Source organism: Streptomyces sp. TLI_55, assembly GCF_900206255.1.
GTDB classification, from domain to species: domain Bacteria; phylum Actinomycetota; class Actinomycetes; order Streptomycetales; family Streptomycetaceae; genus Streptomyces; species Streptomyces aquilus.
In genome coordinates this window covers 5,477,392-5,497,812 of sequence record NZ_OAOJ01000001.1, presented here as the reverse complement: position 1 = coordinate 5,497,812, position 20,421 = coordinate 5,477,392, and the positions used below count along the sequence as shown (strand labels likewise).

Here is a 20,421-nt window from a genome sequence, read left to right as displayed (position 1 = left end):
CATGCGTCTGTCCCGCAAGCTCGCCGTCACCGGTGCCGCCGTCGCCGCACTCGCCTTCCCCGTCGTCGGCGCGACCACCGCGTCCGCGGCCACCACCACCACGGTCACCGCCACCTCGCTCGGCTACTCCGACACCCTCGACGGCTGGATCCGCGCCTCGCTCCAGGTCATGGCGCAGAACGGCATTCCCGGCACGTACGACGGCATCTACCGCAACGTCATCCGTGAGTCCTCGGGCAACCCGTACGCCATCAACAACTGGGACTCCAACGCCGCCGCGGGCACGCCCTCCAAGGGCCTGCTCCAGGTGATCGACCCGACGTTCAACGCGTACCACGTGGCCGGCACGTCGTGGGACTCCTACGACCCGGTCGCGAACATCACCGCGGCCTGCAACTACGCGGCCGCGGTCTACGGCTCGATCGACAACGTGTACGGCGCGTACTGAGGTCCGGTCGTCCAGCCTCTCGCCGAGGGCTAGTTGAAGAGTCTTTCGAGGACGACGGCGATGCCGTCGTCCTCGTTCGACAAGGTCACCTCGTCGGCCACGGCCTTGAGTTCGGGGTGGGCGTTGGCCATCGCGACGCCGTGGGCCGCCCAGTCGAACATGGGGATGTCGTTGGGCATGTCACCGAAGGCGATCGTGTCCCGCGACCCCAGGCCGAGGTGCTCGGCTGCCAGCGCGAGGCCCGTCGCCTTGGTGATGCCGCATGGCTGGAGTTCGACGGTGCCGGGGCCCGACATCGTCACCGTCGCGAGGGAACCGACGACTCCGCGCGCGGTCGCCGCCAACTCGTCGTCGGACAGGGCCGGGTGGCGCAGCAGCACCTTGCTGATCGGCTCGCACCACAGGTCGTCGCGGCGGCCCACCCGCACGGCGGGCAGGGTCGGGTGCGGCATCAGATACCCCGGCTCGATGAGCGTGAGCCCGTCGACCCCGTCCTGGTCCACGGCCGCATACACCTGCCCCACCTCGGCCTCGATCTTGCCGAGCGCGGTCTCGGCCAACTCCCGGTCCAGGGTGACCGACCACAGCAGACGGTCCGCGCCGGCGTCGTAGACCTGCGCACCCTGCCCGCACACCGCGAGCCCGGTGCTGCCGAGGTCGTCGAGGAGCGGCCGCACTCTCGGGGCCGGTCGGCCGGTCACCACCAGATGCCGGGCCCCGGCCGACGTCACCCGCGCGAGTGCGGCGAGCGACCGGTCGGAGAGCGTGTCGTCGCCTCGGAGGAGGGTTCCGTCGAGGTCGGTGGCGACGAGTGAATATGCGGTGGGTGCGGCCATGATCAGAGAATACGGATGGAATCCCCCACCGACTCGACGCGAACCGGACGGCCGCACCTTTCACATCCGTTGACACCGGCTCCGGTTGGGAGTCGGCGGGGCACCGCGCACCACCGGTTGCGTCGGCCTGTGGGTGAGATGCTCGCGGGGTGACCGATCACCCGGAGACCTTCCTGAGCCATCTGCGGACCGCCGCGGCCGGCATCCTCGAACGCTTCCCCGAGCAGCTCAAGCCCGAGATCTACGCCCTGTCCTTCCGCATCTGGCGCCTCGACGACGACGACCGCCACCCGTACGTGGCCATCGGCTACAACACCGAGAGCCAGTACGAGCGGGAGACGTACCCGGGTGACGAGGGCGAGGTCCGCTGGAACTACGCCTACTGGCTCCTCGACGGCTTCGAGATGCTCGGCAACGTCCCCGAGGATCCGGTGGGCAGCCGGGTGTACGTGGAAGAGGTCAAGCAACTCGGTGTCTGGTACGACGGCGAGTTCGACCTCGACCGGGTCCTGGACGACGACGACCTCCGCGCCCGCACCGACCTCCTCCGCCGGCACTTCCAGGACGCCGTCATCGACCTCGCCCGCCACCTCCACGCCGACGGAGTGATCGAGAAGACCCTCGGCCGCCAACTCCCCGTCGTCGTCTTCGACATGGACCGCCCCGGCTGGGAGGCCCACGCGACGGAGTACGCCAACCCGCCGGAGCTGATCGAGGAGTTCATGGCGTGGCTGCGGGAGTCCGGGGAGATCTGATCCGTCGGCCCTACCCGTGGGCCGCCGCCAGATGCCGCGCCAGCCGCGGTGAGGCGAACTCCGTGCCGCACACGAAGCGCATCACCGGTCCGTACGACGACGCCGACGGCAGGCCCGTGAAGTACAGGCCCGGCACCGAGGAGACGTATCCGGCGCCGAGCCTGGGCGCGCCGCGGCTGACCGCGAGCCGGGTGCGCAGTTCAGGGCCGAGGAAGTCCATCGCGGCGACGTCGACGCGGTAGCCGGTCGCGGCTATGACGTGGTCGGCGGCCAGGCGTTCGGTGCGGCCGGTGTGGGTGAGGACGGACAGTGACGGGTGGCCGGCCGCGGTGTCGGCCTTGAGGACGCGGCGGACCTCGCTGACCCGGACCTTGTCCTCGAAGCGGTCGCGCAGCCACCAGGCGCCGAGTGGACCGAGGACGCGGCGGACCAGGTAGTGGCGGGCTCCTTCCGGGAGGCGGCGGTAGGGGTGGGGGTAGTAGCTGAGCGCCCACAGGGACCAGGCGCGGCCGAACGGGGACTCCGGGCGCAGCCGGGGCTGCTTCCAGGGCGGGGCCCCGAAGGCGACGCTGCCCCGGCCGCGCGCCACGACCCTGACCTGGGCGCCGGCCTCCGCCGCGAGGGCCGCCGTCTCCAGCGCCGACTGACCGGCCCCGACGACGATGAGCTCGCGGCCGGAGAAGCGGCTGAGGTCGTGGTGCTGGGAGCTGTGGGAGACGGGGCCGGTCGGGCTGGGTCCGTCGGGCAGGGTCAGCTCCGGGGGCAGCTGCGCGAGCCCCGACAGGCCGGTGGCGACGACGACCGCGCGGGCGCTGAACGACTCGCCCGAATCCAGCTTCAGTGCGAAGCCCTGGCTCTTGTCGCGGTCCACGGACACGACCCGCACCCGCTCCAGCTCGGGCACCAGCTTCTGCTGGAACCACTCGCCGTAGGCGATGAAGGTCTCCACGGGGATGATGTCCTCGTCCGTCACCAGCCGCGGTATGCCCGCCGCGTCGCAGTAGTCGACCAGGGTGTGGCCCGGCTGCGGGGCGTCGAGGCTGGAGGCCACCGGGGTGGACTTGAGGAGCATGCCGGCGGGCATGTGGTCGCGCCAGCTCACCATGGGTTCGCCGAAGACACGGACAGGGATGCCGCGGGCCCTGAGATGTGCGGCGGTCGACAGCCCGTAGGGCCCGGCGCCGATGACTGCGACTGGTCGGATCACGAAGTCCCTCCCCAGGACGTCACTTCGTCACTTCGTGGTGGTGCTGTTGGTGCCTTTGGTTTCTCAATGGGCGGCGGCGCCGCGGTGGTTGGTCCGCCACAGCTGGTACAGGTGCTTCGCGCCCGGTCGTACGAAGCGCGCGAGCATCGTGAGGAACGGCAGCGGGTCGTCACCCGCGAACCAGGCCAGCTCGGTCCCGCTCGCCCGCCCCGGCGCGTGCGGCGTCGTATAGCCGCTGCGGCGGTAGGCGAGGAGGGCGGGCAGGTCGATGTTCTCCACGATGTACCGGTGCCCGGCCCGCTGTTCCCCCTCCGGAACGGAGCGGCCGGTCAGATCGAGGTGCATGGCGCGGACGACGTCCACCCCCGACTCGTTCTCGAAGAGCCGGAACTGGGCGCCCATGCGGGGGTTGAAGTCGAGGAGCTTGTACAACCCGTCGCGCCGGTCGAAGCGCAGGTCCAGGTCGATGATTCCGGTGAAGCCGATCTGTTTGATGAAACGCGCGGCGAGGTCCGCGAGTTCCGGATTGTCGACGACGTACGCGTTCGCCGTCATTCCCGCGTGCGGCGGCCAGGAGCGGACCTTCACGCCGGTGAACATCGCGAGCGGAGTGGAGTCCGCGTCGAAGTAGGCGTGCACGATCCAGTCCTCGGCCTCCTCCCTCGGCAGGTACTCCTGGAGGATCACCGCGGGCTGCTCGCCCCAGTCACGGGCGAGGGCGAGCAGCCCCTCCCGGGTGCCGATCCGGGTCGTGCCGTTCACGGCCGGCCGGGTGCGCCGTACGAACGCCTCCCGGTTCTTGGCCACCACCGGGAAGCGGGCCTGGTCGGCGAAGGCGACGATGTCGTCGTAGGACTGCGGGAAGGCGGCCGTCGGGCTGGGTATGCCGTGTTCCACGCAGAGTTCGTGCAGCCCCTGCTTGCTGGCCAGCCGGCGCGGCAGGCCGCGCTCGACGGGCGGCACGAGGAAGCGGGCGCCGAGTTCGAGGCGGTGCTCGGCGATCAGCACCGCGGCCTCCTCGTCGGTGGGCACCAGGACGGCGGGCCGTCCGATCCTGCGGCCGATCCTGAGCAGACCCGCGACGAGACGCTCCGGCTCCTCCGTCCCCGTCGTCGGCCAGACGAAGGCCTTCTCGAGGTAACGGGACGTCGCCGCGGGTGTGTAACGGTCCTCCGTGATCGCATACATCGGGACGCCGAGACGACCCAGGCTGCGGATCGCGCCGACCCCGCCGTGGTGCAGCGGATAGTCGCCGAACTTCACGATCAAGCCCGGTACCTCTCTGTCGGGCTCGAACGGCACACGCACGTCTGCACTCCTGGCCACGGGTCCCCCCACGTGTCCCGTCCACGGAACGGCCCCACCCCGCCCGTTGTCCCCAAAGGAAGCTAAGCCGGAATTGCCGCCTCCGACCGATGCTTATCAGGACATTGCTAACTCTTTAGGCACTGCCGGGACGGGTAACTCGGCCGTAACGTGTGGCGCGACCACCTGTGTACGCAGTGCTCCGACCTACGAAGCGATGGAGAGCGAGGCAGCACCCCATGCCCCCGTTCGATCTGCCCGAGAGCGACCCCTTCGGCCCGCACAACCTCCCCTACGGCGTCTTCTCCGCGCCCGGCTCCACCGACCGGACCGTCGGCGTCCGCCTCGGCGACCATGTCCTCGACGCGGGCGCGGCGGCCCTGGCGCTCGGCTCCCCCTACGCCTCCCTCCTCGCCCGGCCCTCACTGAACCCGCTGCTCGCGGCCGGCCGCACCACCTGGTCGGACGTCCGGCGCGCGCTGACGGCGTGGGTGACGGTGCCCGCCCATCAGTCCGCCGTCGCGGAGTTCCTGCACCCCCTGTCGTCCGTGACCCTGCACCTCCCCTTCGAGGTCGCCGACTACGTCGACTTCTACGCCTCCGAGCACCACGCCCGGAACGTCGGCCAGATCTTCCGCCCCGACGCCGCGGACTCGCTGACCCCCAACTGGAAGCACCTCCCCATCGGCTACCACGGCCGCGCGGGCACGGTCGTCGTCTCCGGCACCGATGTCGTACGCCCCTCCGGGCAGCGCAGGGCCCCCACCGACCCGGCGCCGGTCTTCGGCCCCTCGGTGCGCCTGGACATCGAGGCGGAGGTCGGCTTCGTGGTCGGCACGCCGTCCCCCATGGGCTCCCCCGTGGCCCTGGCCGACTTCCGGGACCACGTCTTCGGCCTCTGCCTCCTCAACGACTGGTCGGCGCGTGACATCCAGGCCTGGGAGTACGTCCCCCTCGGCCCCTTCCTCGGCAAGTCCTTCGCCACGTCCGTGTCGGCCTGGGTCACCCCGCTCGACGCGCTGGAGGAGGCCCGGGTGGCCCCGCCCCAGCGAACGCACGAGCTGCTTCCGTACCTTGACGACACCGGCGCCGACGCCGAACCCGGCGGCTACGACCTCCGTATCTCCGTCGCCGTCAACGGCCACGTCGTCTCCGAACCCCCCTTCTCCTCCATGTACTGGACGGCCGCCCAGCAGTTGGCCCACCTGACGGTCAACGGGGCGTCCCTGCGCACCGGCGACCTCTACGGCTCCGGCACGGTGAGCGGCCCCGCGGAACGGCAGCGCGGCTCACTGCTGGAGCTGACCTGGAACGGCCGGGACGCCCTCGAACTCCCCGACGGCAAGCGGACGTTCCTGGAGGACGGCGACGTCGTGACCCTGTCCGCGTGGGCCCCGGGACCGGACCGGGTGCGGGTCGGGCTGGGCGAGGTGGTGGGGCGGGTCGTGGGACGGACCTCGGGCCAGGCCTAGGGATAGATGGGATAGACGGCGGCATGGGGAACCGAGGGGGTCGAGGGTGAGTTGAGGTGACGGGCAGGGGTGCCGTCGAGGTCTGCCATGAGCCGCCCGGCGCCGTCATACTGACGGCGACGGACGGTGTGCACAGGACCCAGCACGACCCCCGCAGGACCCCGCTCGACCTATCAGGCCCCCGCACGACCCGGAACGACCGCGCACCACCCACACCCCCCGTCACGCACTCTCTCGCCGCCCCTTCCCTTACGCCGACCAGGATCCGGAGCCCGTGGCATGACCGTCTGCCTGCTCCTGCTGAGCGCCGTCGCCCTGACGGCCGCCGTTCCGGTGCCGCGCGCGCTGACCCGGGCCGACTGGCCCGAGCGGGAGCCGGTGGTCGCGCTGTGGGTGTGGCAGTGCCTGGTCGCCACGGTGCTGATGTGCAACCTGACGGCCCTGGTCCTGGGCGCCGCCGCCGTCTTCCACACGGTCCGCGACCATGTCTTCGCCGCGGCGCCCCCGGTCGTGACCGCCGCGTACGACCTGTCCGCCGCCCCGGTCTGGGCCACCGTCCTCACCCTGCTGTTGGCCTGCGGCGCCGCCTGGACGACGGCGATGCTGGCCCGCGAGCTGGTCGAGGCCCGCCGGCGTCGCGGCCTGACGAGAGCGCATCTGCGCGAGCGCGCCCCCGAACTCCCCGGCGGCCTGGAGAAGGCCGCGCGCGGCCCGCTGCTGGTACTGGAGGACGAGTACCCCGACGCCTGGTGGATGCCGGGCAGCCCGCCGCAGCTGGTGGTGACGACCGGGGCGCTGCACCGCCTCACCGACGTACAGCTGGACGCCGTCCTCACCCATGAGCGCGACCACGCCCGCGCCCACCACGACTGGCTGCTGCACCTGTCGACGGCCCTGGCGACCGGCTTCCCCCGGCTCCCGCTCTTCGCCCACTTCTGCGAACAGACCCACCGCCTGGTGGAACTCGCCGCGGACGACACGGCCTCCCGCCGCTGCGGCCATCTGACGACCGCCCTGGCCCTGATCGAGCTCAACCAGCACCGGGGAGTGCTGTCCTGCGCCTCCAGCCACCGGCTCCTGGGCGAGCGCGTGGACCGACTGCTGGCGCCGCGCCCGCGGCTGGGCCGCCGGCATCGAGCGGTCACGGCCACGGTGGCGGGGCTGGTACCGCTGGTACCGCTGCTGATCGCTTTCGGGCCGGGACTGACCGCGCTGGCGTGAGCCGCGGCGCACCTCGCGGCGGGCGGTCGTCCCCGCGTCCAGGGGTGGCAGATCTTTCCCCCACCGCCCAAAAAATGCAGGTCAGCGGCTGAATCGACAGTCCGGCCAGTGGCGCAACACTCTCGCAACACTCCCTTCCCTACCCCCTCGGTATGGTTCCGGCCATGCCTCCTTCCGACCGCATCCGCGACCACGCCGGCCAGGGCGCGACCACCGTCGCCGCCCACCGCGCGCGGCGTCGGCTGCGCGCGGACCAGGCACGGCAGCTCGCCGATCTCCTCCGCCACCAGCTCCTCTCCGGCGGCTTCGAGGACGGCACCCTCCCGCACGAGACGACCCTCGCCACCGACTACCGCGCCTCCCGCAACACGGTCCGCCAAGCCCTGGACCTGCTGCGCGCCGAAGGCCTCGTCGAACGCCTCCCCGGTGTCGGCACCGTGGTCGTCGCCCAGAAGTACCCCCACGGCCTCGACCGGCTGATGGGCCTCGCGGAGACCCTGCGCGAACACGGCACCGTCACCAACGAGGTCCGCACGATGGGCCCGGCCCCGGCACCGCACCCGGTCGCCGAGCGCCTCCATGTCCCGCCCGGCACCGATGTCCTCTACATCGAACGCCTCCGCCGTCTCAACGGCCTCCCCCTCTCCCTCGACCTCACCTACATCCCGCTCGACATCGGCACCGCCCTGCTCGGCGCCGACCTGGAGAACACCGACGTCTTCCGGCTCCTGGAGTCGATCACCGGCCAGGGACTCGGCCACGCCGAGATCACCCTGGAGGCGGTGAACGCGGACGCCCACTCCGCCGCCGTCCTCGAAGCCCCGCGCGGTGCGGCCGTCCTCATGCTGGAGCGCCTGACGCATCTCGCCGACGGCCGCCCCGTCGACCTGGAGTTCATCCGCTTCCGCGGCGACCGCATCACGATGAGCGGCCTGCTGCACCGGTCCCTCTGACCACCTCCCCTCTCCGCTCCACCGCTCGCTCCCCGCCCGCTCTCGCCCGTTCGCGCCCTACACCTCTTCATCGTTCGGCAGGTCCTCATCGGTTCACCGCCGCGCGAGAAATTTCCCTGAATCTCAGGACATCTCTGGAGACAGCCATGCCCTTGGTGCCCCAGCGGGCCGACGTGCCCGTGACCATCGACGAGTCGAAGTGCATCGACGGCTGCACGCTCTGCGTCGACATGTGCCCGCTGGACTCCCTCGCCATCGACGAGAGCAGCGGCAAGGCCTACATGCACGTCGACGAGTGCTGGTACTGCGGCCCGTGCGCGGCCCGCTGTCCCACCGGAGCCGTCACGGTCAACATGCCCTATCTGCTCCGCTGAGAGGTCCCGACTCCCATGAAGAACACGGCAGTTGCCGCAGCCTCCCTCCTGCTGCTCGCCCCTCTGACGGCCTGCGGCGGCAACGCGGCGGCCGGTGACGGTTCCACGGTCACCGTGACCGTCGGCTACCAGTCCAGGACCATCAACACCGTCACCGCCGGCACCCTGCTCCGCTCGCTCGGCTCCTTCGAGAAGGAGCTGAACGCCCTCGGCGACGGCAAGACCTACAAGGTCGACTGGCAGGACTACGCGACCGGCGCCCCGATCACCGCCCAGATGACCGCCGGGAAGATCGACATCGGTTCGATGGGCGACTTCCCGCTCCTCATCAACGCGGCCCGCGGCAAGCAGCTCGGCAAGCCGACCCACCTGGTCTCCGTCACCGGCTACAACCTCCGCGGCGGCCTCAACACCATCGTCACGGCGCCCGACTCGAAGCTGGCCACGCTGACCGACCTGCGCGGCAAGAAGGTCTCCACCAGCGTGGGCTCCGCCGCCGACGGCACCCTCGTACGGGCCCTTGAGCGCGCCGGCCTCGACCCGGACAAGGACATCGAGAAGCTCAACCAGCAGCCCGCGGTGGGCGCTTCGGCCCTGTCCGCGGGCAGCGCGGACGCGCTCTCCCAGTTCGTCGCCTGGCCCGGCCTGCTCACCTACCAGGGCAAGGCGAAGGCCCTCTACGACGGCGCCGAGCTCAACCTCCCCACCTTCCACGGCGTCACCGCACGCGAGGACTTCGCGCGTCAGCACCCCACCGTCCTGGAGGCCTTCCTCAAGGCCCAGGCCGAGGCCACGGACTACCTGAACGACCACCCCGTCGACGCCGCCGAGAAGGTCGCGAAGGCCACCGGCCTGCCCGCCGAGGTCGTCTACCTCTACAACGGCGCCCACGGCATCTCCACCTTCGACCCCGCGATCAAGCCCCAGTTGGTCGCCGCCCTCAAGGACGACGTCGCGATCCTGAAGTCGGCCAAGCTGACGGGCGACATCGACGTGGACGCCTTCGTCGACGACCGTTACGCCAAGAAGGCCCTCGGCACGTCGTACGCCCAGCGGCTCGCCGCCGCTCCGGCCGCCGCCGCGAGCGAGGTCTGGCCCAAGGGCGCCTCCGCGACCCGCGCCTTCAAGACGCCCGCCGAACTCCTGGCGTACGTCTCGGCCCACCGGGACGGCATCCGCGCTGCCTATGTCCCCGACGCCACCACCGGCACCCTCTGGTTCGCCGACAAGGCGGTCTGGGTGGCCGACGGCGACAAGCTGCTGCCCTTCGTCGCACCGGCGACCGCGAAGGCGTACGTCGCCGAGCACGGCGGCGCCCGCGTGGTGACGTACGCCGACGCGCTGGAGCGGGCGTCGTGAGCCGGCCGCTGCCCATCGCCGGCCGGTACGCCCTGCGGGTGGCTTCCCTGGTGGTCGCCCTCGGGGTGTGGCAGGCGCTGACCAGCCTCGACATCGACCTGTGGCTGCGCTTCTCGCAGTTCCCCACGGTCACCGACGTGGCCCACGCCTTCGCCGACCGGCTGGCCGGGCCCGACTTCTGGACCGACCTCACCGACAGCCTGACCCGCATCCTCAGCGGCTTCCTGCTGGCTGCGGTGCTCGGTGTGGCGACGGGCGTGCTCGTGGCGCGCTCCCGCCTTGCCGAGGACCTGCTCGGGCCGGTGCTGGAGGTCGTCCGCCCGATCCCGGCCATCGCCCTCGTCCCCGTCGCGATCCTCCTCTTCCCCTCCAACGAACAGGGCATCGTCTTCATCACCTTCACCGCCGCCTACTTCCCCGTCCTGGTCTCCACCCGGCACGCGGTCCGCGCGCTGACGCCCGTGTGGGAGGAGGCGGTGCTGACGATGGGCGGCGGCCGGTCGCGGATCCTCGGCTCGGTCGTCCTGCCGGGTGCGCTGCCCGGCATCTTCGGCGGGCTGTCGGTCGGCATCGGCGTCTCGTGGATCTGTGTGATCTCCGCCGAGATGATCTCCGGCCAGTACGGCGTCGGCTACCGCACCTGGCAGGACTACACCGTCGTCGACTACCCGGGTGTCTTCGTCGGCATGGTCACCATCGGCGTCCTCGGCTGGCTCACCTCCACGGCCGTGGAGCTGCTGGGCCGCCGCCTGACCCGCTGGCTGCCCCGGACGTCGTACGACACCGGAGGCCGACCGCGGAACGTCCGCGCGGTGCCTTCCACGCGGCAACGCGAGTCCGCCGCGCCCGCTCCGAGGACCGAGGAGGCACGCGATGAGCACCTCGTCTGACACCACCGACGCCGGGTCCCAGGTCACGGATGCCGCACCCGCCCGCGGCACCCGTCTCACCCTCCACGCCGCCACCCTCGGCCGACCCGGCGCCCCCGCCGTCACCGGTGTCGACCTCGACGTCGCCCCCGGCGAGATCCTCACCGTCGTCGGACCGTCCGGCTGCGGCAAGTCGACGCTGCTGCGCACGCTGGCCGGCCTGCTGGCACCCCTCGACGGCGAGGCCGACCAGGACGGCCGGCCGCTGACGGGCCCGTCCGCCGACCGCGCCCTGGTCTTCCAGGAGGACGCCCTGCTGCCCTGGCGCACCCTGCGGGCGAACGTCGAACTCCCGCTCGCCATCCAGGGTTCGGGGCGCGCCGACCGCAGGCGGCAGGCCGAGTCCTGGCTCGCCCGCGTCGGACTCACCGAACAGTCCCGGCAGCTGCCGCACCGCGTCTCCGGAGGCCAGCGGCAGCGCGCCCAGCTGGCCCGGGCGCTGGCCGGCCGGCCGCGCGCGGTGCTGATGGACGAACCGTTCGGCGCCCTCGACGCCCAGACCCGCGCCGGCATGCAGGACCTGCTCGTGGAGGTGCTGCACGGCACGGGCGCGACCGTCGTCTTCGTCACCCACGACGTCGACGAGGCCCTCTTCCTAGGCGACCGCGTCGCGCTCCTCGGCAACGGCGGCCTCACCGCCGTACGCGAGGTGCCGCGCCCCCGCGACCGCACCGCGCGCGACGACCCGGCGCGGCTCGCGCTGCGGCGCGACGTCCTGTCCTCCCTCGGTTCCTGAAAGGCCCCTCGGTGACCAGCCCCGCGAACACCCCCCTGGCGATCCCCGCCCTCACCGACGCCGAGGAACTCTCCTGCGACGTCCTCGTCATCGGCGGCGGCACCGCCGGCACCATGGCCGCGCTGACCGCCGCCGAGCACGGCGCCGACGTGATCCTCCTGGAGAAGGCCCACGTCCGGCACTCCGGCGCCCTCGCCATGGGCATGGACGGCGTCAACAACGCGGTCGTCCCGGGCCGCGCCGAGCCCGACGACTACGTCGCCGAGATCACCCGCGCCAACGACGGCATCGTCGACCAGTCCACCGTCCGGCAGACCGCCACCCGCGGCTTCGGCATGGTGCAGCGCCTGGAGTCGTACGGCGTGAAGTTCGAGAAGGACGAGCACGGCGACTACGCGGTCCGCCAGGTCCACCGCTCCGGCTCCTATGTGCTGCCGATGCCGGAGGGCAAGGACGTCAAGAAGGTGCTGTACCGGCAGTTGCGGCGGCGCGAGATGCGGGAGCGGATCCGCATCGAGAACCGGGTGATGCCGGTGCGGGTCCTGACGGCCGACGGGCGGGCCGTGGGGGCGGTCGGATTCAACACCCGCACGGGCGCCTTCGTGACGGTCCGCGCGGGCGCGGTCATCCTGGCGACCGGCGCCTGCGGCCGCCTCGGCCTGCCCGCCTCCGGCTACCTCTACGGCACCTACGAGAACCCCACCAACGCGGGCGACGGCTACGCCATGGCCTACCACGCGGGCGCCGAGCTCACCGGCATCGAGTGCTTCCAGATCAACCCGCTGATCAAGGACTACAACGGCCCCGCCTGCGCCTACGTCGCCAACCCCTTCGGCGGCTACCAGGTCAACCGGCACGGCGAACGCTTCGTCGACTCCGACTACTGGTCCGGCCAGATGATGGCCGAGTTCGCGGCGGAGGTGGCGTCCGACCGGGGGCCGGTCTACCTCAAGCTCAGCCACCTCCCCGAGGAGTCGGTCTCCGCCCTGGAGTCCATCCTGCACTCCACGGAGCGGCCCACGCGCGGGACCTTCCACGCGGGCCGGGGCCACGACTACCGCACCCACGACATCGAGATGCACATCTCCGAGATCGGCCTGTGCGGCGGCCACTCGGCGTCCGGGGTACGGGTCGACGACCACGCGCGGACGACCGTCCCCCGCCTCTACGCCGCCGGCGACCTGGCCTGCGTCCCGCACAACTACATGATCGGCGCGTTCGTCTTCGGCGACCTCGCGGGCGCGGACGCTTCCCAGTACGCGGCGTACGAAGGGGAGTTGCCCGCCGACCAGCTCCGTGAGGCGCACGAACTCATCTACCGCCCGCTGCGCAACCCGGACGGCCCGCCGCAGCCCCAGGTCGAGTACAAACTGCGCCGCTTCGTGAACGACTACGTGGCCCCGCCGAAGTCGGGGGCCCGCCTGTCGCTCGCCCTGGAGTCCTTCGAGCGGATGCGGGACGACATCGCCGCGATGGGCGCGCGCACCCCGCACGAGCTGATGCGCTGCGCCGAGGTCTCCTTCATCCGGGACTGCGCGGAGATGGCCGCGCGCGCGTCCCTGGCCCGCACGGAGTCCCGCTGGGGCCTCTACCACGACCGCCTCGACCACCCCCATCGCGACGACGCCTCCTGGTTCCACCACCTCGATCTGCACAAGTCCCCCTCTGGCGCGATGGAGTTCACGGCCCGTCCCGTGGCTCCCTATCTGGTCCCGGTCGAGGAGTTCACCCCGGCCGGCGGCCCCTCCCGACACCTCGGCGAGGTGCACCCGGAGGACGTGGCGACGGCGGGGTCCCGGGACCGGGCGCCGGTGGCGGCGGGGGCCGAGGGCAGTGGCCTGGACCGTTCCGGCAACGACGCCGGTGCCGCCAGTGCCGGACACGACTCCCGTCCCGCCGCCGAGCAGTCGACCGCCCGACTCCTCGAACTGGTGGCCCTCGCCGAGGAGGAACCCGAACTCGACGCCCTGCGGCCCTACTTGACCGACCCGGCGGCCACGGTCCGGCGTGAGGCCGTCGCGGTGCTCACCGAGACCCTGCCCCCGGGCACCGGCCCCGCCCTGGCCGACGCGCTCCGCGACCCCGCCGCCGAGGTCCGTGCCGCCGCCGCGGCCTCGCTGCGCGAGCTGGTCGAGACGCTCCCGCCCGAACCCGCCCTGCGCGAGGGCCTCGCCGTCGCCCTCAGCGAACCCGACCCTGTCGTGCGCGCCGCCGCCCTCGATGTCCTGCGTGCCCTGCGGCTGGGCGACACCGCGCTGTTCGCGGGCTCCCTGACGGACGACGACCTCGCCGTCCGCATCGAGGCCGTACGCGCCCTCGTCTCGGTCGACGCCGCCGAGGAACTGGCCCGCGCGGCGACGTCCGACCCGTCCCGCGAGGTCCGCGTCACCTTCGCCAAGGCCCTGGCGACGGTGTCCACAGGCCGCCCCGACGTCGTCCTGCCCGCCCTCGCCACGCTCACGGCGGACGCCGACGCCCTGGTCCGCGGCGCGGCCTACGCCGCCCTGGGCACCACCGGCTGCCCCGGACCGCTCGCCCAGCGCGCCGTCGCCGCCTTGACCGACGCGACCTGGCAGGTGCGCTCCGGAGCGGCGACCGCCCTGTCCGGAGCGGACGCCGACACCGCCGTCCCCGCCCTGGCCAAGGCGCTCGCCGACCCGAATGCCGACGTCCGCAAGGCGGCGGTCCTGGCCCTGACCCGGCACACGGCCAGCGAGGCCGCCCGCGCCGCCCTGGCCACGGCCACGGCCGACTCGGACGCGGACGTCAGGGCGTACGCCTCACGAGCGCTGTGACGGGTGCCGGGGCCTGCGGCTACGTCCAGTCGGGCTCCGGCTCCTCGTCCATCTCGGGCCAGGCATCCGCACCAGGGTCCACGTCACCGGCCGCGGACGATGCCGACGCTCCCGCTGCTGGCTCGCCCAACCCGTCGAGCACCGCCAGCACCCCCTCCCCGTACGTCGCCAGCTTCTTCTCGCCGACCCCGCCGACCTCACCGAGCTGTCTCACCGACGTCGGCCACACCGTCACGATCTCCCGGAGCGTGGCGTCGTGGAAGATCACGTATGCCGGGACTCCCTGTTCCTTCGCCTGCTCGGCGCGCCAGGCCCGCAGCGCCTCGAAGGCGGGAACCAGTGCCTCGGGCAGTTCGACCGCGGCGGGCTTGGACTTGCCCCTGGAGGAGCCCGACGTCTTCGCCACCGTCGGCTTCTTCGGTTCCTTCCGCAGCGGCACCTCCCGCTCCCGCCGCAGCACCGCCCCGCTGGCCTCGGTCAGCGTCAGCGTGCCGTACTCCCCCTCGACCGCGAGCAGCCCCTGCGCCAGCAACTGCCGTACGACACCGCGCCATTCGGCCTCGGTCAGCTCCTCGCCGATGCCGAAGACGGACAGCTGGTCGTGGTCGAACTGGATGACCTTGGCGGTGCGCCGGCCCAGCAGGATGTCGACGATCTGCACCGCGCCGAACTTCTGCCCCCGCTCCCGCTGGAGCCGCACCACCGTCGACAGCACCTTCTGCGCCGCGATGGTGCCGTCCCAGGTCTCGGGTGGGGTGAGGCAGGTGTCGCAGTTGCCGCAGCCCACCGGGTCCGGCTCCTGGCCGAAGTAGTTCAGCAGCTGCCCGCGGCGGCACTGCGCGGTCTCGCACAGCGCCAGCATCGAGTCCAGGTGAGCGGCGGCGCGGCGGCGGAACGCCTCGTCGCCCTCGCTCGACTGGATCATCTTGCGCTGCTGTATGACGTCGTTGAGGCCGTAGGCCATCCAGGCCGTCGAGGGCAGTCCGTCACGTCCCGCGCGGCCGGTCTCCTGGTAGTAGCCCTCGACCGACTTCGGCAGGTCGAGGTGGGCGACGAAGCGGACGTCCGGCTTGTCGATGCCCATGCCGAAGGCGATGGTCGCGACGACGACCAGGCCGTCCTCCCGCAGGAACCGGGACTGGTGCGCCGCGCGCGTGCCCGCGTCCAGGCCGGCGTGGTACGGGACCGCCTCGATGCCGTTCTTGGCGAGGAACTCGGCCGTGGCCTCCACCGACTTGCGCGACAGGCAGTACACGATGCCGGCGTCGCCCTCGTGCTCCTGGCGCAGGAAGCTCAGCAGCTGCTTCTTGGGGTCGGCCTTGGGCACGATCCGGTACTGGATGTTGGGCCGGTCGAAGCTCGCCACGAAGTGCCGGGCGGTCGGCATGTTCAGCCGCTGGGTGATCTCCTGGTGCGTCGCGTGCGTGGCCGTGGCCGTCAGCGCGATGCGCGGGACGTCGGGCCAACGCTCGCCGAGCAGGGACAGGGCGAGGTAGTCGGGGCGGAAGTCGTGGCCCCACTGGGACACGCAGTGCGCCTCGTCGATCGCGAAGACCGCGATCTTGCCTCGGGAGAGCAGGTCGAGGGTGGAGTCCAGCCGCAGCCGCTCGGGCGCCAGATAGAGCAGGTCCAGCTCGCCCGCGAGGAACTCGGCCTCCACCACCCGCCGCTCGTCGAAGTCCTGCGTGGAGTTCATGAACCCGGCGCGCACGCCGAGCGCCCGCAGCGCGTCCACCTGGTCCTGCATCAGCGCGATGAGCGGCGAGACGACGATGCCCGTACCGGGTCTGACCAGGGACGGGATCTGGTAGCACAGTGACTTGCCGCCGCCGGTCGGCATGAGCACGACGGCGTCGCCGCCCGCGATCACATGCTCGATGACCGCTTCCTGCTCGCCGCGGAAGGCGTCGTACCCGAAGACCCGGTTCAGCGCGGCCAGCGCCTCGCTCCCGGCCGCCCCGGCGGGCCCTGCCACCTCGGTCACCCCTGGCATCTCGCTGATCCCGCCCATCCCACCCATAGTCCTGTCCCCCGTACGTCGTCCCTCGACCACTGCCTCCACGATAGGGGTCCGCACCGACAGCGCCGGAGTTATCCACAGGCCCGTTCCGTGACGCTGCGCGTTCACTCCAATGGGCCGCGTCACATGGATGGGCTCCGACCTCCGGGGACATGCTGCTCAGGCGGGCAGGGGAGGCCCGCCCCGGACAGCGCGCCTCGACCGGTGCGCGCCACTTCCGCTTCAAGGAGCCCCCGCATGTTCTCTCGGCCCCTCAAGGCCGCCGTCGCCGCGGCGATAGCCGGTGCCTTCTCCCTGACCGCCGCGCCCGCGCAGGCCGCGCCCGCGGACGACCCCTGGGCCGCACTGGTCCCCACGTACGCGGCGACCGGCAAGTACGCGTACGAGCCCTTCGCCCCCACGGGGGGCTACGCCCGTACCAACACATGCGTGCCCAACATGGGCTACCACTACGTCAACAACACGCTGCTGACCGACCCAGCCGTCGACCCCGCCAAGCCCGAGGCCCTGCTGTACGAGGGCGGGGCCGTCACCAGCACCCGCAAGCTGGTCGGGGTGGAGTGGATCGTTCCGGACACGGCCGTGACCACGGCACCGACGCTGTTCGGCGAGACCTTCTCCCACGACACGGTCCTGCACGTCTACTCGCTCCACGCGTGGATCTACAAGACCAACCCCAACGGGCTCTTCGTGGCCCTCAACCCGAGGGTGACGTGCCCGGCCTGAGCGCACGCGAAAGGGCCCCGGTCCCACGAGGGGAGACCGGGGCCCTGCGCACCGACCCGCAGGTCAGCGCACGAACACTCCCGCCTGGTTGGCCAGGTCCAGGAAGTACTGCGGCGCCACACCGAGCACCAGCGTGACCGCGACACCGACGCCGATCGCCGCCATCGTCAGCGGCGACGGCACGGCGACCGTCGGGCCCTCGGGCCGCGGCTCGCTGAAGAACATCAGCACGATGACGCGGATGTAGAAGAACGCGGCGATCGCCGACGAGATCACACCGACCACGACCAGCGGTGCCGCGCCGCCCTCCGCCGCCGCCTTGAACACGGCGAACTTCCCGGCGAACCCGGAGGTCAGCGGGATGCCGGCGAAGGCCAGCAGGAACACCGCGAACACGGCCGCGACCAGCGGTGAACGGCGGCCGAGCCCGGCCCACTTGGACAGGTGTGTGGCCTCGCCGCCGGCGTCGCGGACCAGCGTGACCACCGCGAACGCGCCGATCGTCACGAACGAGTACGCGCCCAGGTAGAAGAGGACGGACGACACCCCGTCCGGCGTGGTCGCGATGACGCCCGCGAGGATGAAGCCCGCGTGCGCGATCGACGAGTACGCCAGCAGCCGCTTGATGTCGGTCTGCGTGATCGCGACGATCGCGCCGCCGAGCATGGTGACGATGGCGACGGCCCACATGACCGGCCGCCAGTCCCAGCGCAGGCCGGGCAGGACGACGTACAGCAGCCGCAGCAGGGCGCCGAACGCGGCCACCTTCGTCGCCGCCGCCATGAACCCGGTCACCGGCGTCGGCGCGCCCTGGTAGACGTCCGGCGTCCACATGTGGAACGGGACCGCGCCGACCTTGAACAGCAGGCCCATCACGATCATCGCGCCGCCGACCAGCAGCAGCGCGTCGTTGCCCATGGTGTCCGCGAGCGCCGGGTCGACGTTCGTGACCGTGCCGTCGACGACCTGCGCGATCGTGGAGTACGACACCGAGCCCGCGTAGCCGTAGAGCAGCGCGATGCCGAACAGGGTGAACGCGGAGGCGAAGGCGCCGAGCAGGAAGTACTTGACCGCGGCCTCCTGCGACATGAGCCGCTTGCGGCGGGCCAGCGCGCACATCAGGTACAGCGGCAGGGAGAAGACCTCCAGGGCCACGAACAGCGTCAGCAGGTCGTTGGCCGCGGGGAAGATCAGCATGCCGGCGACGGCGAAGAGCAGCAGCGGGAACACCTCAGTGGTGGTGAACCCGGCCTTGACGGCCGCCTTCTCGCTGTCGCTGCCCGGCACGGAGGCGGCCTGCGCGGCGAAGGAGTCGACCCGGTTGCCGTGCGCCTCCGGGTCGAGCCGGCGTTCGGCGAACGTGAACAGGCCGACCAGGCCCGCCAGCAGGATCGTGCCCTGAAGGAAGAGCGCCGGTCCGTCGACGGCGATGGCGCCCATCGCCGCGATCCCGGCCTTCGTCGTCGCGTACCCGTCGGCCGCGAGGGCGACGACCGCGGCGAAGGCGGCGGCCAGGGCCACGGCGGACAGGAACACCTGGACGTAGTACCGCTGCTTGCGCGGGACGAACGCCTCGACGAGCACCCCGATGATCGCCGCACCGACGACGATCAGCGTGGGCGACAATTGTCCGTATTCGATCTTCGGCGCGTCGATCTTCGAGATCGGATCGGCCGCGGTTGTCCACAGGCTGTGGACGGCTGTTGCGCTCACTTGGCCGCCTCCACCTCGGGCTGGGGGTCCTTCTTCTGTACGTCGGACAAGGTCGACTTGACCGCCGGGTTGACGATGTCCGTGACCGGCTTCGGATAGACCCCGAGGAAGATCAGCAGGACGATCAGCGGCGCGACGACCACGAGCTCACGGACCCGCAGGTCCGGCATCGCGGACACCTCGGCCTTCACCGGGCCCGTCATCGTCCGCTGGTAGAGGACGAGCGTGTAGAGCGCGGCGAGCACGATGCCGAAGGTGGCGATGATGCCGATCACCGGGTAGCGGGAGAACGTGCCGACCAGCACCAGGAACTCACTGACGAACGGCGCGAGTCCGGGCAGCGACAGGGTCGCGAGGCCACCGATCAGGAAGGTGCCGGCGAGCACCGGGGCGACCTTCTGCACACCGCCGTAGTCGGCGATGAGCCGCGAGCCGCGCCGCGAGATCAGGAAGCCCGCGACCAGCATCAACGCGGCCGTGGAAATACCGTGGTTGACCATGTAGAGCGTCGCGCCGGACTGGCCCTGGCTGGTCATCGCGAAGATGCCCATGATGATGAAGCCGAAGTGCGAGATCGACGCGTACGCCACCAGCCGCTTGATGTCCCGCTGGCCGACGGCGAGCAGCGCCCCGTAGACGATGCTGATCAGCGCCAGGACGAGGATCGCGGGCGTCGCCCACTTCGACGCCTCCGGGAAGAGCTGGAGGCAGAAGCGGAGCATCGCGAAGGTGCCGACCTTGTCGACGACCGCCGTGATGAGGACGGCGACCGGGGCGGTGGCCTCACCCATCGCGTTGGGCAGCCAGGTGTGCAGCGGCCACAGCGGCGCCTTCACCGCGAACGCGAAGAAGAAGCCCAGGAACAGCCAGCGTTCGGTGTTGGTCGCCATGTCGAGCGAGCCGTTGGCCCGCGCCTCGGCGATCTCCTGGAGGCTGAAGTTCCCGGCGACCACGTACAGGCCGATCACCGCGGCCAGCATGATCAGACCGCCGACCAGGTTGTAGAGCAGGAACTTCACCGCGGCGTACGACCGCTGCGTGGACGCCGCCTCTTCACCGTGCTCGTGGGCCCGGTCCCCGAAGCCGCCGATGAGGAAGTACATCGGGATCAGCATGGCTTCGAAGAAGATGTAGAAGAGGAAGACGTCGGTGGCCTCGAAGGAGATGATCACCATCGCCTCGACGGCCAGGATCAGGGCGAAGAAGCCCTGCGTCGGCCGCCACCGCTTGCTGCCGGTCTCCAGCGGGTCGGCGTCGTGCCAGCCCGCCAGGATGATGAAGGGGATCAGCAGGGCGGTGAGCGCGAGGAGCGACACTCCGATGCCGTCCACGCCCAGTTCGTAGCGGACTCCGAAGTCCGCGATCCAGGAGTGGGATTCGGTGAGCTGGTAGCGGTCGCCGTCCGGGTCGAAGCGGACCAGAACGATGATCGCGAGGGCGAGGGTGGCGAGCGAGACGAGCAGCGCCAGCCACTTGGCGGCGGTGCGCCGCGCGGCCGGCACGGCGGCCGTGACGACCGCCCCGAGCGCGGGGAGCGCCGCCGTCGCTGTCAGCAGAGGAAAGGACATCGGT

Annotated in this window: 17 protein-coding genes; 11 read left to right on the top strand and 6 right to left on the bottom strand. The window is 71.5% G+C overall.

The genetic code is table 11. The features are described from left to right. Position 1 precedes the first annotated feature (1 nt). Positions 2-448, top strand: coding sequence for a transglycosylase SLT domain-containing protein (locus CRP56_RS25365; RefSeq protein WP_097267674.1), 447 nt, complete (start codon positions 2-4; stop codon positions 446-448). A 29-nt stretch (positions 449-477) separates the two neighbouring features. On the opposite strand, the gene CRP56_RS25360 is transcribed toward CRP56_RS25365, so the two are convergent. Then, a complete protein-coding gene (locus CRP56_RS25360) occupies positions 478-1,284 on the bottom strand; it encodes an HAD family hydrolase (RefSeq protein WP_097267672.1) in 807 nt (268 codons plus the stop codon). Positions 1,285-1,433: 149 nt separating this feature from the next. Here CRP56_RS25360 and CRP56_RS25355 point away from each other — a divergent pair, with 149 nt between their 5' ends. Next, entirely contained in the window at positions 1,434-2,039 is a 606-nt protein-coding gene (locus tag CRP56_RS25355; RefSeq protein ID WP_097267670.1) for a hypothetical protein, read from the top strand. Between the two features lie 10 nt (positions 2,040-2,049). Here the strand turns inward: CRP56_RS25355 and CRP56_RS25350 are convergent, their stop codons facing one another. Continuing rightward, positions 2,050-3,246 (bottom strand): FAD-dependent oxidoreductase, encoded by a 1,197-nt coding sequence (locus CRP56_RS25350; RefSeq protein ID WP_097267668.1) that lies wholly within the window; start codon positions 3,244-3,246, stop codon positions 2,050-2,052. A 63-nt stretch (positions 3,247-3,309) separates the two neighbouring features. Then, positions 3,310-4,548, bottom strand: coding sequence for a carboxylate--amine ligase (locus CRP56_RS25345; RefSeq protein ID WP_097274449.1), 1,239 nt, complete (start codon positions 4,546-4,548; stop codon positions 3,310-3,312). A 242-nt stretch (positions 4,549-4,790) separates the two neighbouring features. Between CRP56_RS25345 and fahA the strand changes: the two genes are divergently transcribed. The 8 genes from fahA to CRP56_RS25305 all read left to right on the top strand — a co-directional run bounded on the left by fahA (position 4,791) and on the right by CRP56_RS25305 (position 14,390). After that, positions 4,791-6,023, top strand: coding sequence for a fumarylacetoacetase (gene fahA, locus CRP56_RS25340; protein ID WP_097267666.1), 1,233 nt, complete (start codon positions 4,791-4,793; stop codon positions 6,021-6,023). Between the two features lie 279 nt (positions 6,024-6,302). Next, on the top strand, positions 6,303-7,244 hold the full coding sequence (locus CRP56_RS25335) for a M56 family metallopeptidase (RefSeq protein WP_097267663.1): 942 nt from the start codon (positions 6,303-6,305) through the stop codon (positions 7,242-7,244). Between the two features lie 164 nt (positions 7,245-7,408). Further along, positions 7,409-8,197: a GntR family transcriptional regulator gene (locus CRP56_RS25330; RefSeq protein ID WP_097267661.1), complete on the top strand. Its 789-nt coding sequence runs from the start codon at positions 7,409-7,411 to the stop codon at positions 8,195-8,197. 146 nt (positions 8,198-8,343) lie between these two features. Continuing rightward, positions 8,344-8,571 carry a 4Fe-4S dicluster domain-containing protein gene (locus tag CRP56_RS25325; RefSeq protein ID WP_009338563.1) on the top strand — a complete coding sequence of 76 codons (228 nt, stop codon included), beginning with the start codon at positions 8,344-8,346 and terminating at the stop codon, positions 8,569-8,571. Positions 8,572-8,586: 15 nt separating this feature from the next. Then, positions 8,587-9,930: an ABC transporter substrate-binding protein gene (locus tag CRP56_RS25320; RefSeq protein WP_097267659.1), complete on the top strand. Its 1,344-nt coding sequence runs from the start codon at positions 8,587-8,589 to the stop codon at positions 9,928-9,930. Continuing rightward, positions 9,927-10,820: an ABC transporter permease gene (locus CRP56_RS25315; protein WP_097267656.1), complete on the top strand. Its 894-nt coding sequence runs from the start codon at positions 9,927-9,929 to the stop codon at positions 10,818-10,820. The genes CRP56_RS25320 and CRP56_RS25315 overlap by 4 nt, the downstream gene beginning before the upstream one ends. Beyond that, entirely contained in the window at positions 10,804-11,595 is a 792-nt protein-coding gene (locus CRP56_RS25310; RefSeq protein WP_097267654.1) for an ABC transporter ATP-binding protein, read from the top strand. The genes CRP56_RS25315 and CRP56_RS25310 overlap by 17 nt, the downstream gene beginning before the upstream one ends. An 11-nt stretch (positions 11,596-11,606) precedes the next feature. Beyond that, complete coding sequence (locus CRP56_RS25305; RefSeq protein WP_097267652.1) at positions 11,607-14,390, top strand: fumarate reductase/succinate dehydrogenase flavoprotein subunit; 2,784 nt, start codon at positions 11,607-11,609, stop codon at positions 14,388-14,390. Between the two features lie 19 nt (positions 14,391-14,409). Here CRP56_RS25305 and recQ read toward each other — a convergent pair whose 3' ends face one another. Beyond that, positions 14,410-16,410 (bottom strand): DNA helicase RecQ, encoded by a 2,001-nt coding sequence (gene recQ, locus CRP56_RS25300; RefSeq protein WP_097267649.1) that lies wholly within the window; start codon positions 16,408-16,410, stop codon positions 14,410-14,412. A gap of 237 nt (positions 16,411-16,647) precedes the next feature. On the opposite strand from recQ, the gene CRP56_RS25295 reads away from it, so the two are divergent. Continuing rightward, on the top strand, positions 16,648-17,136 hold the full coding sequence (locus tag CRP56_RS25295) for a hypothetical protein (RefSeq protein ID WP_097267647.1): 489 nt from the start codon (positions 16,648-16,650) through the stop codon (positions 17,134-17,136). Positions 17,137-17,199: 63 nt separating this feature from the next. On the opposite strand, the gene nuoN is transcribed toward CRP56_RS25295, so the two are convergent. Further along, positions 17,200-18,849: an NADH-quinone oxidoreductase subunit NuoN gene (gene nuoN / locus CRP56_RS25290; RefSeq protein ID WP_097267645.1), complete on the bottom strand. Its 1,650-nt coding sequence runs from the start codon at positions 18,847-18,849 to the stop codon at positions 17,200-17,202. Continuing rightward, on the bottom strand, positions 18,846-20,417 hold the full coding sequence (locus CRP56_RS25285; RefSeq protein WP_097267642.1) for an NADH-quinone oxidoreductase subunit M: 1,572 nt from the start codon (positions 20,415-20,417) through the stop codon (positions 18,846-18,848). The genes nuoN and CRP56_RS25285 overlap by 4 nt, the downstream gene beginning before the upstream one ends. Positions 20,418-20,421: the final 4 nt, after the last annotated feature.

What these genes read in the sequence shown, in the direction of transcription:
- CRP56_RS25365 (WP_097267674.1), top strand. Translation starts at nt 2, where the DNA reads ATGCGTCTGTCCCGCAAGCTCGCCGTCACCGGTGCCGCCGTCGCCGCA.
- CRP56_RS25360 (WP_097267672.1), bottom strand. Translation starts at nt 1,284, where the DNA reads ATGGCCGCACCCACCGCATATTCACTCGTCGCCACCGACCTCGACGGA.
- fahA (WP_097267666.1), top strand. Translation starts at nt 4,791, where the DNA reads ATGCCCCCGTTCGATCTGCCCGAGAGCGACCCCTTCGGCCCGCACAAC.
- CRP56_RS25335 (WP_097267663.1), top strand. Translation starts at nt 6,303, where the DNA reads ATGACCGTCTGCCTGCTCCTGCTGAGCGCCGTCGCCCTGACGGCCGCC.
- CRP56_RS25330 (WP_097267661.1), top strand. Translation starts at nt 7,409, where the DNA reads ATGCCTCCTTCCGACCGCATCCGCGACCACGCCGGCCAGGGCGCGACC.
- CRP56_RS25325 (WP_009338563.1), top strand. Translation starts at nt 8,344, where the DNA reads ATGCCCTTGGTGCCCCAGCGGGCCGACGTGCCCGTGACCATCGACGAG.
- CRP56_RS25320 (WP_097267659.1), top strand. Translation starts at nt 8,587, where the DNA reads ATGAAGAACACGGCAGTTGCCGCAGCCTCCCTCCTGCTGCTCGCCCCT.
- CRP56_RS25310 (WP_097267654.1), top strand. Translation starts at nt 10,804, where the DNA reads ATGAGCACCTCGTCTGACACCACCGACGCCGGGTCCCAGGTCACGGAT.
- recQ (WP_097267649.1), bottom strand. Translation starts at nt 16,410, where the DNA reads ATGGGTGGGATGGGCGGGATCAGCGAGATGCCAGGGGTGACCGAGGTG.
- CRP56_RS25295 (WP_097267647.1), top strand. Translation starts at nt 16,648, where the DNA reads ATGTTCTCTCGGCCCCTCAAGGCCGCCGTCGCCGCGGCGATAGCCGGT.
- CRP56_RS25285 (WP_097267642.1), bottom strand. Translation starts at nt 20,417, where the DNA reads ATGTCCTTTCCTCTGCTGACAGCGACGGCGGCGCTCCCCGCGCTCGGG.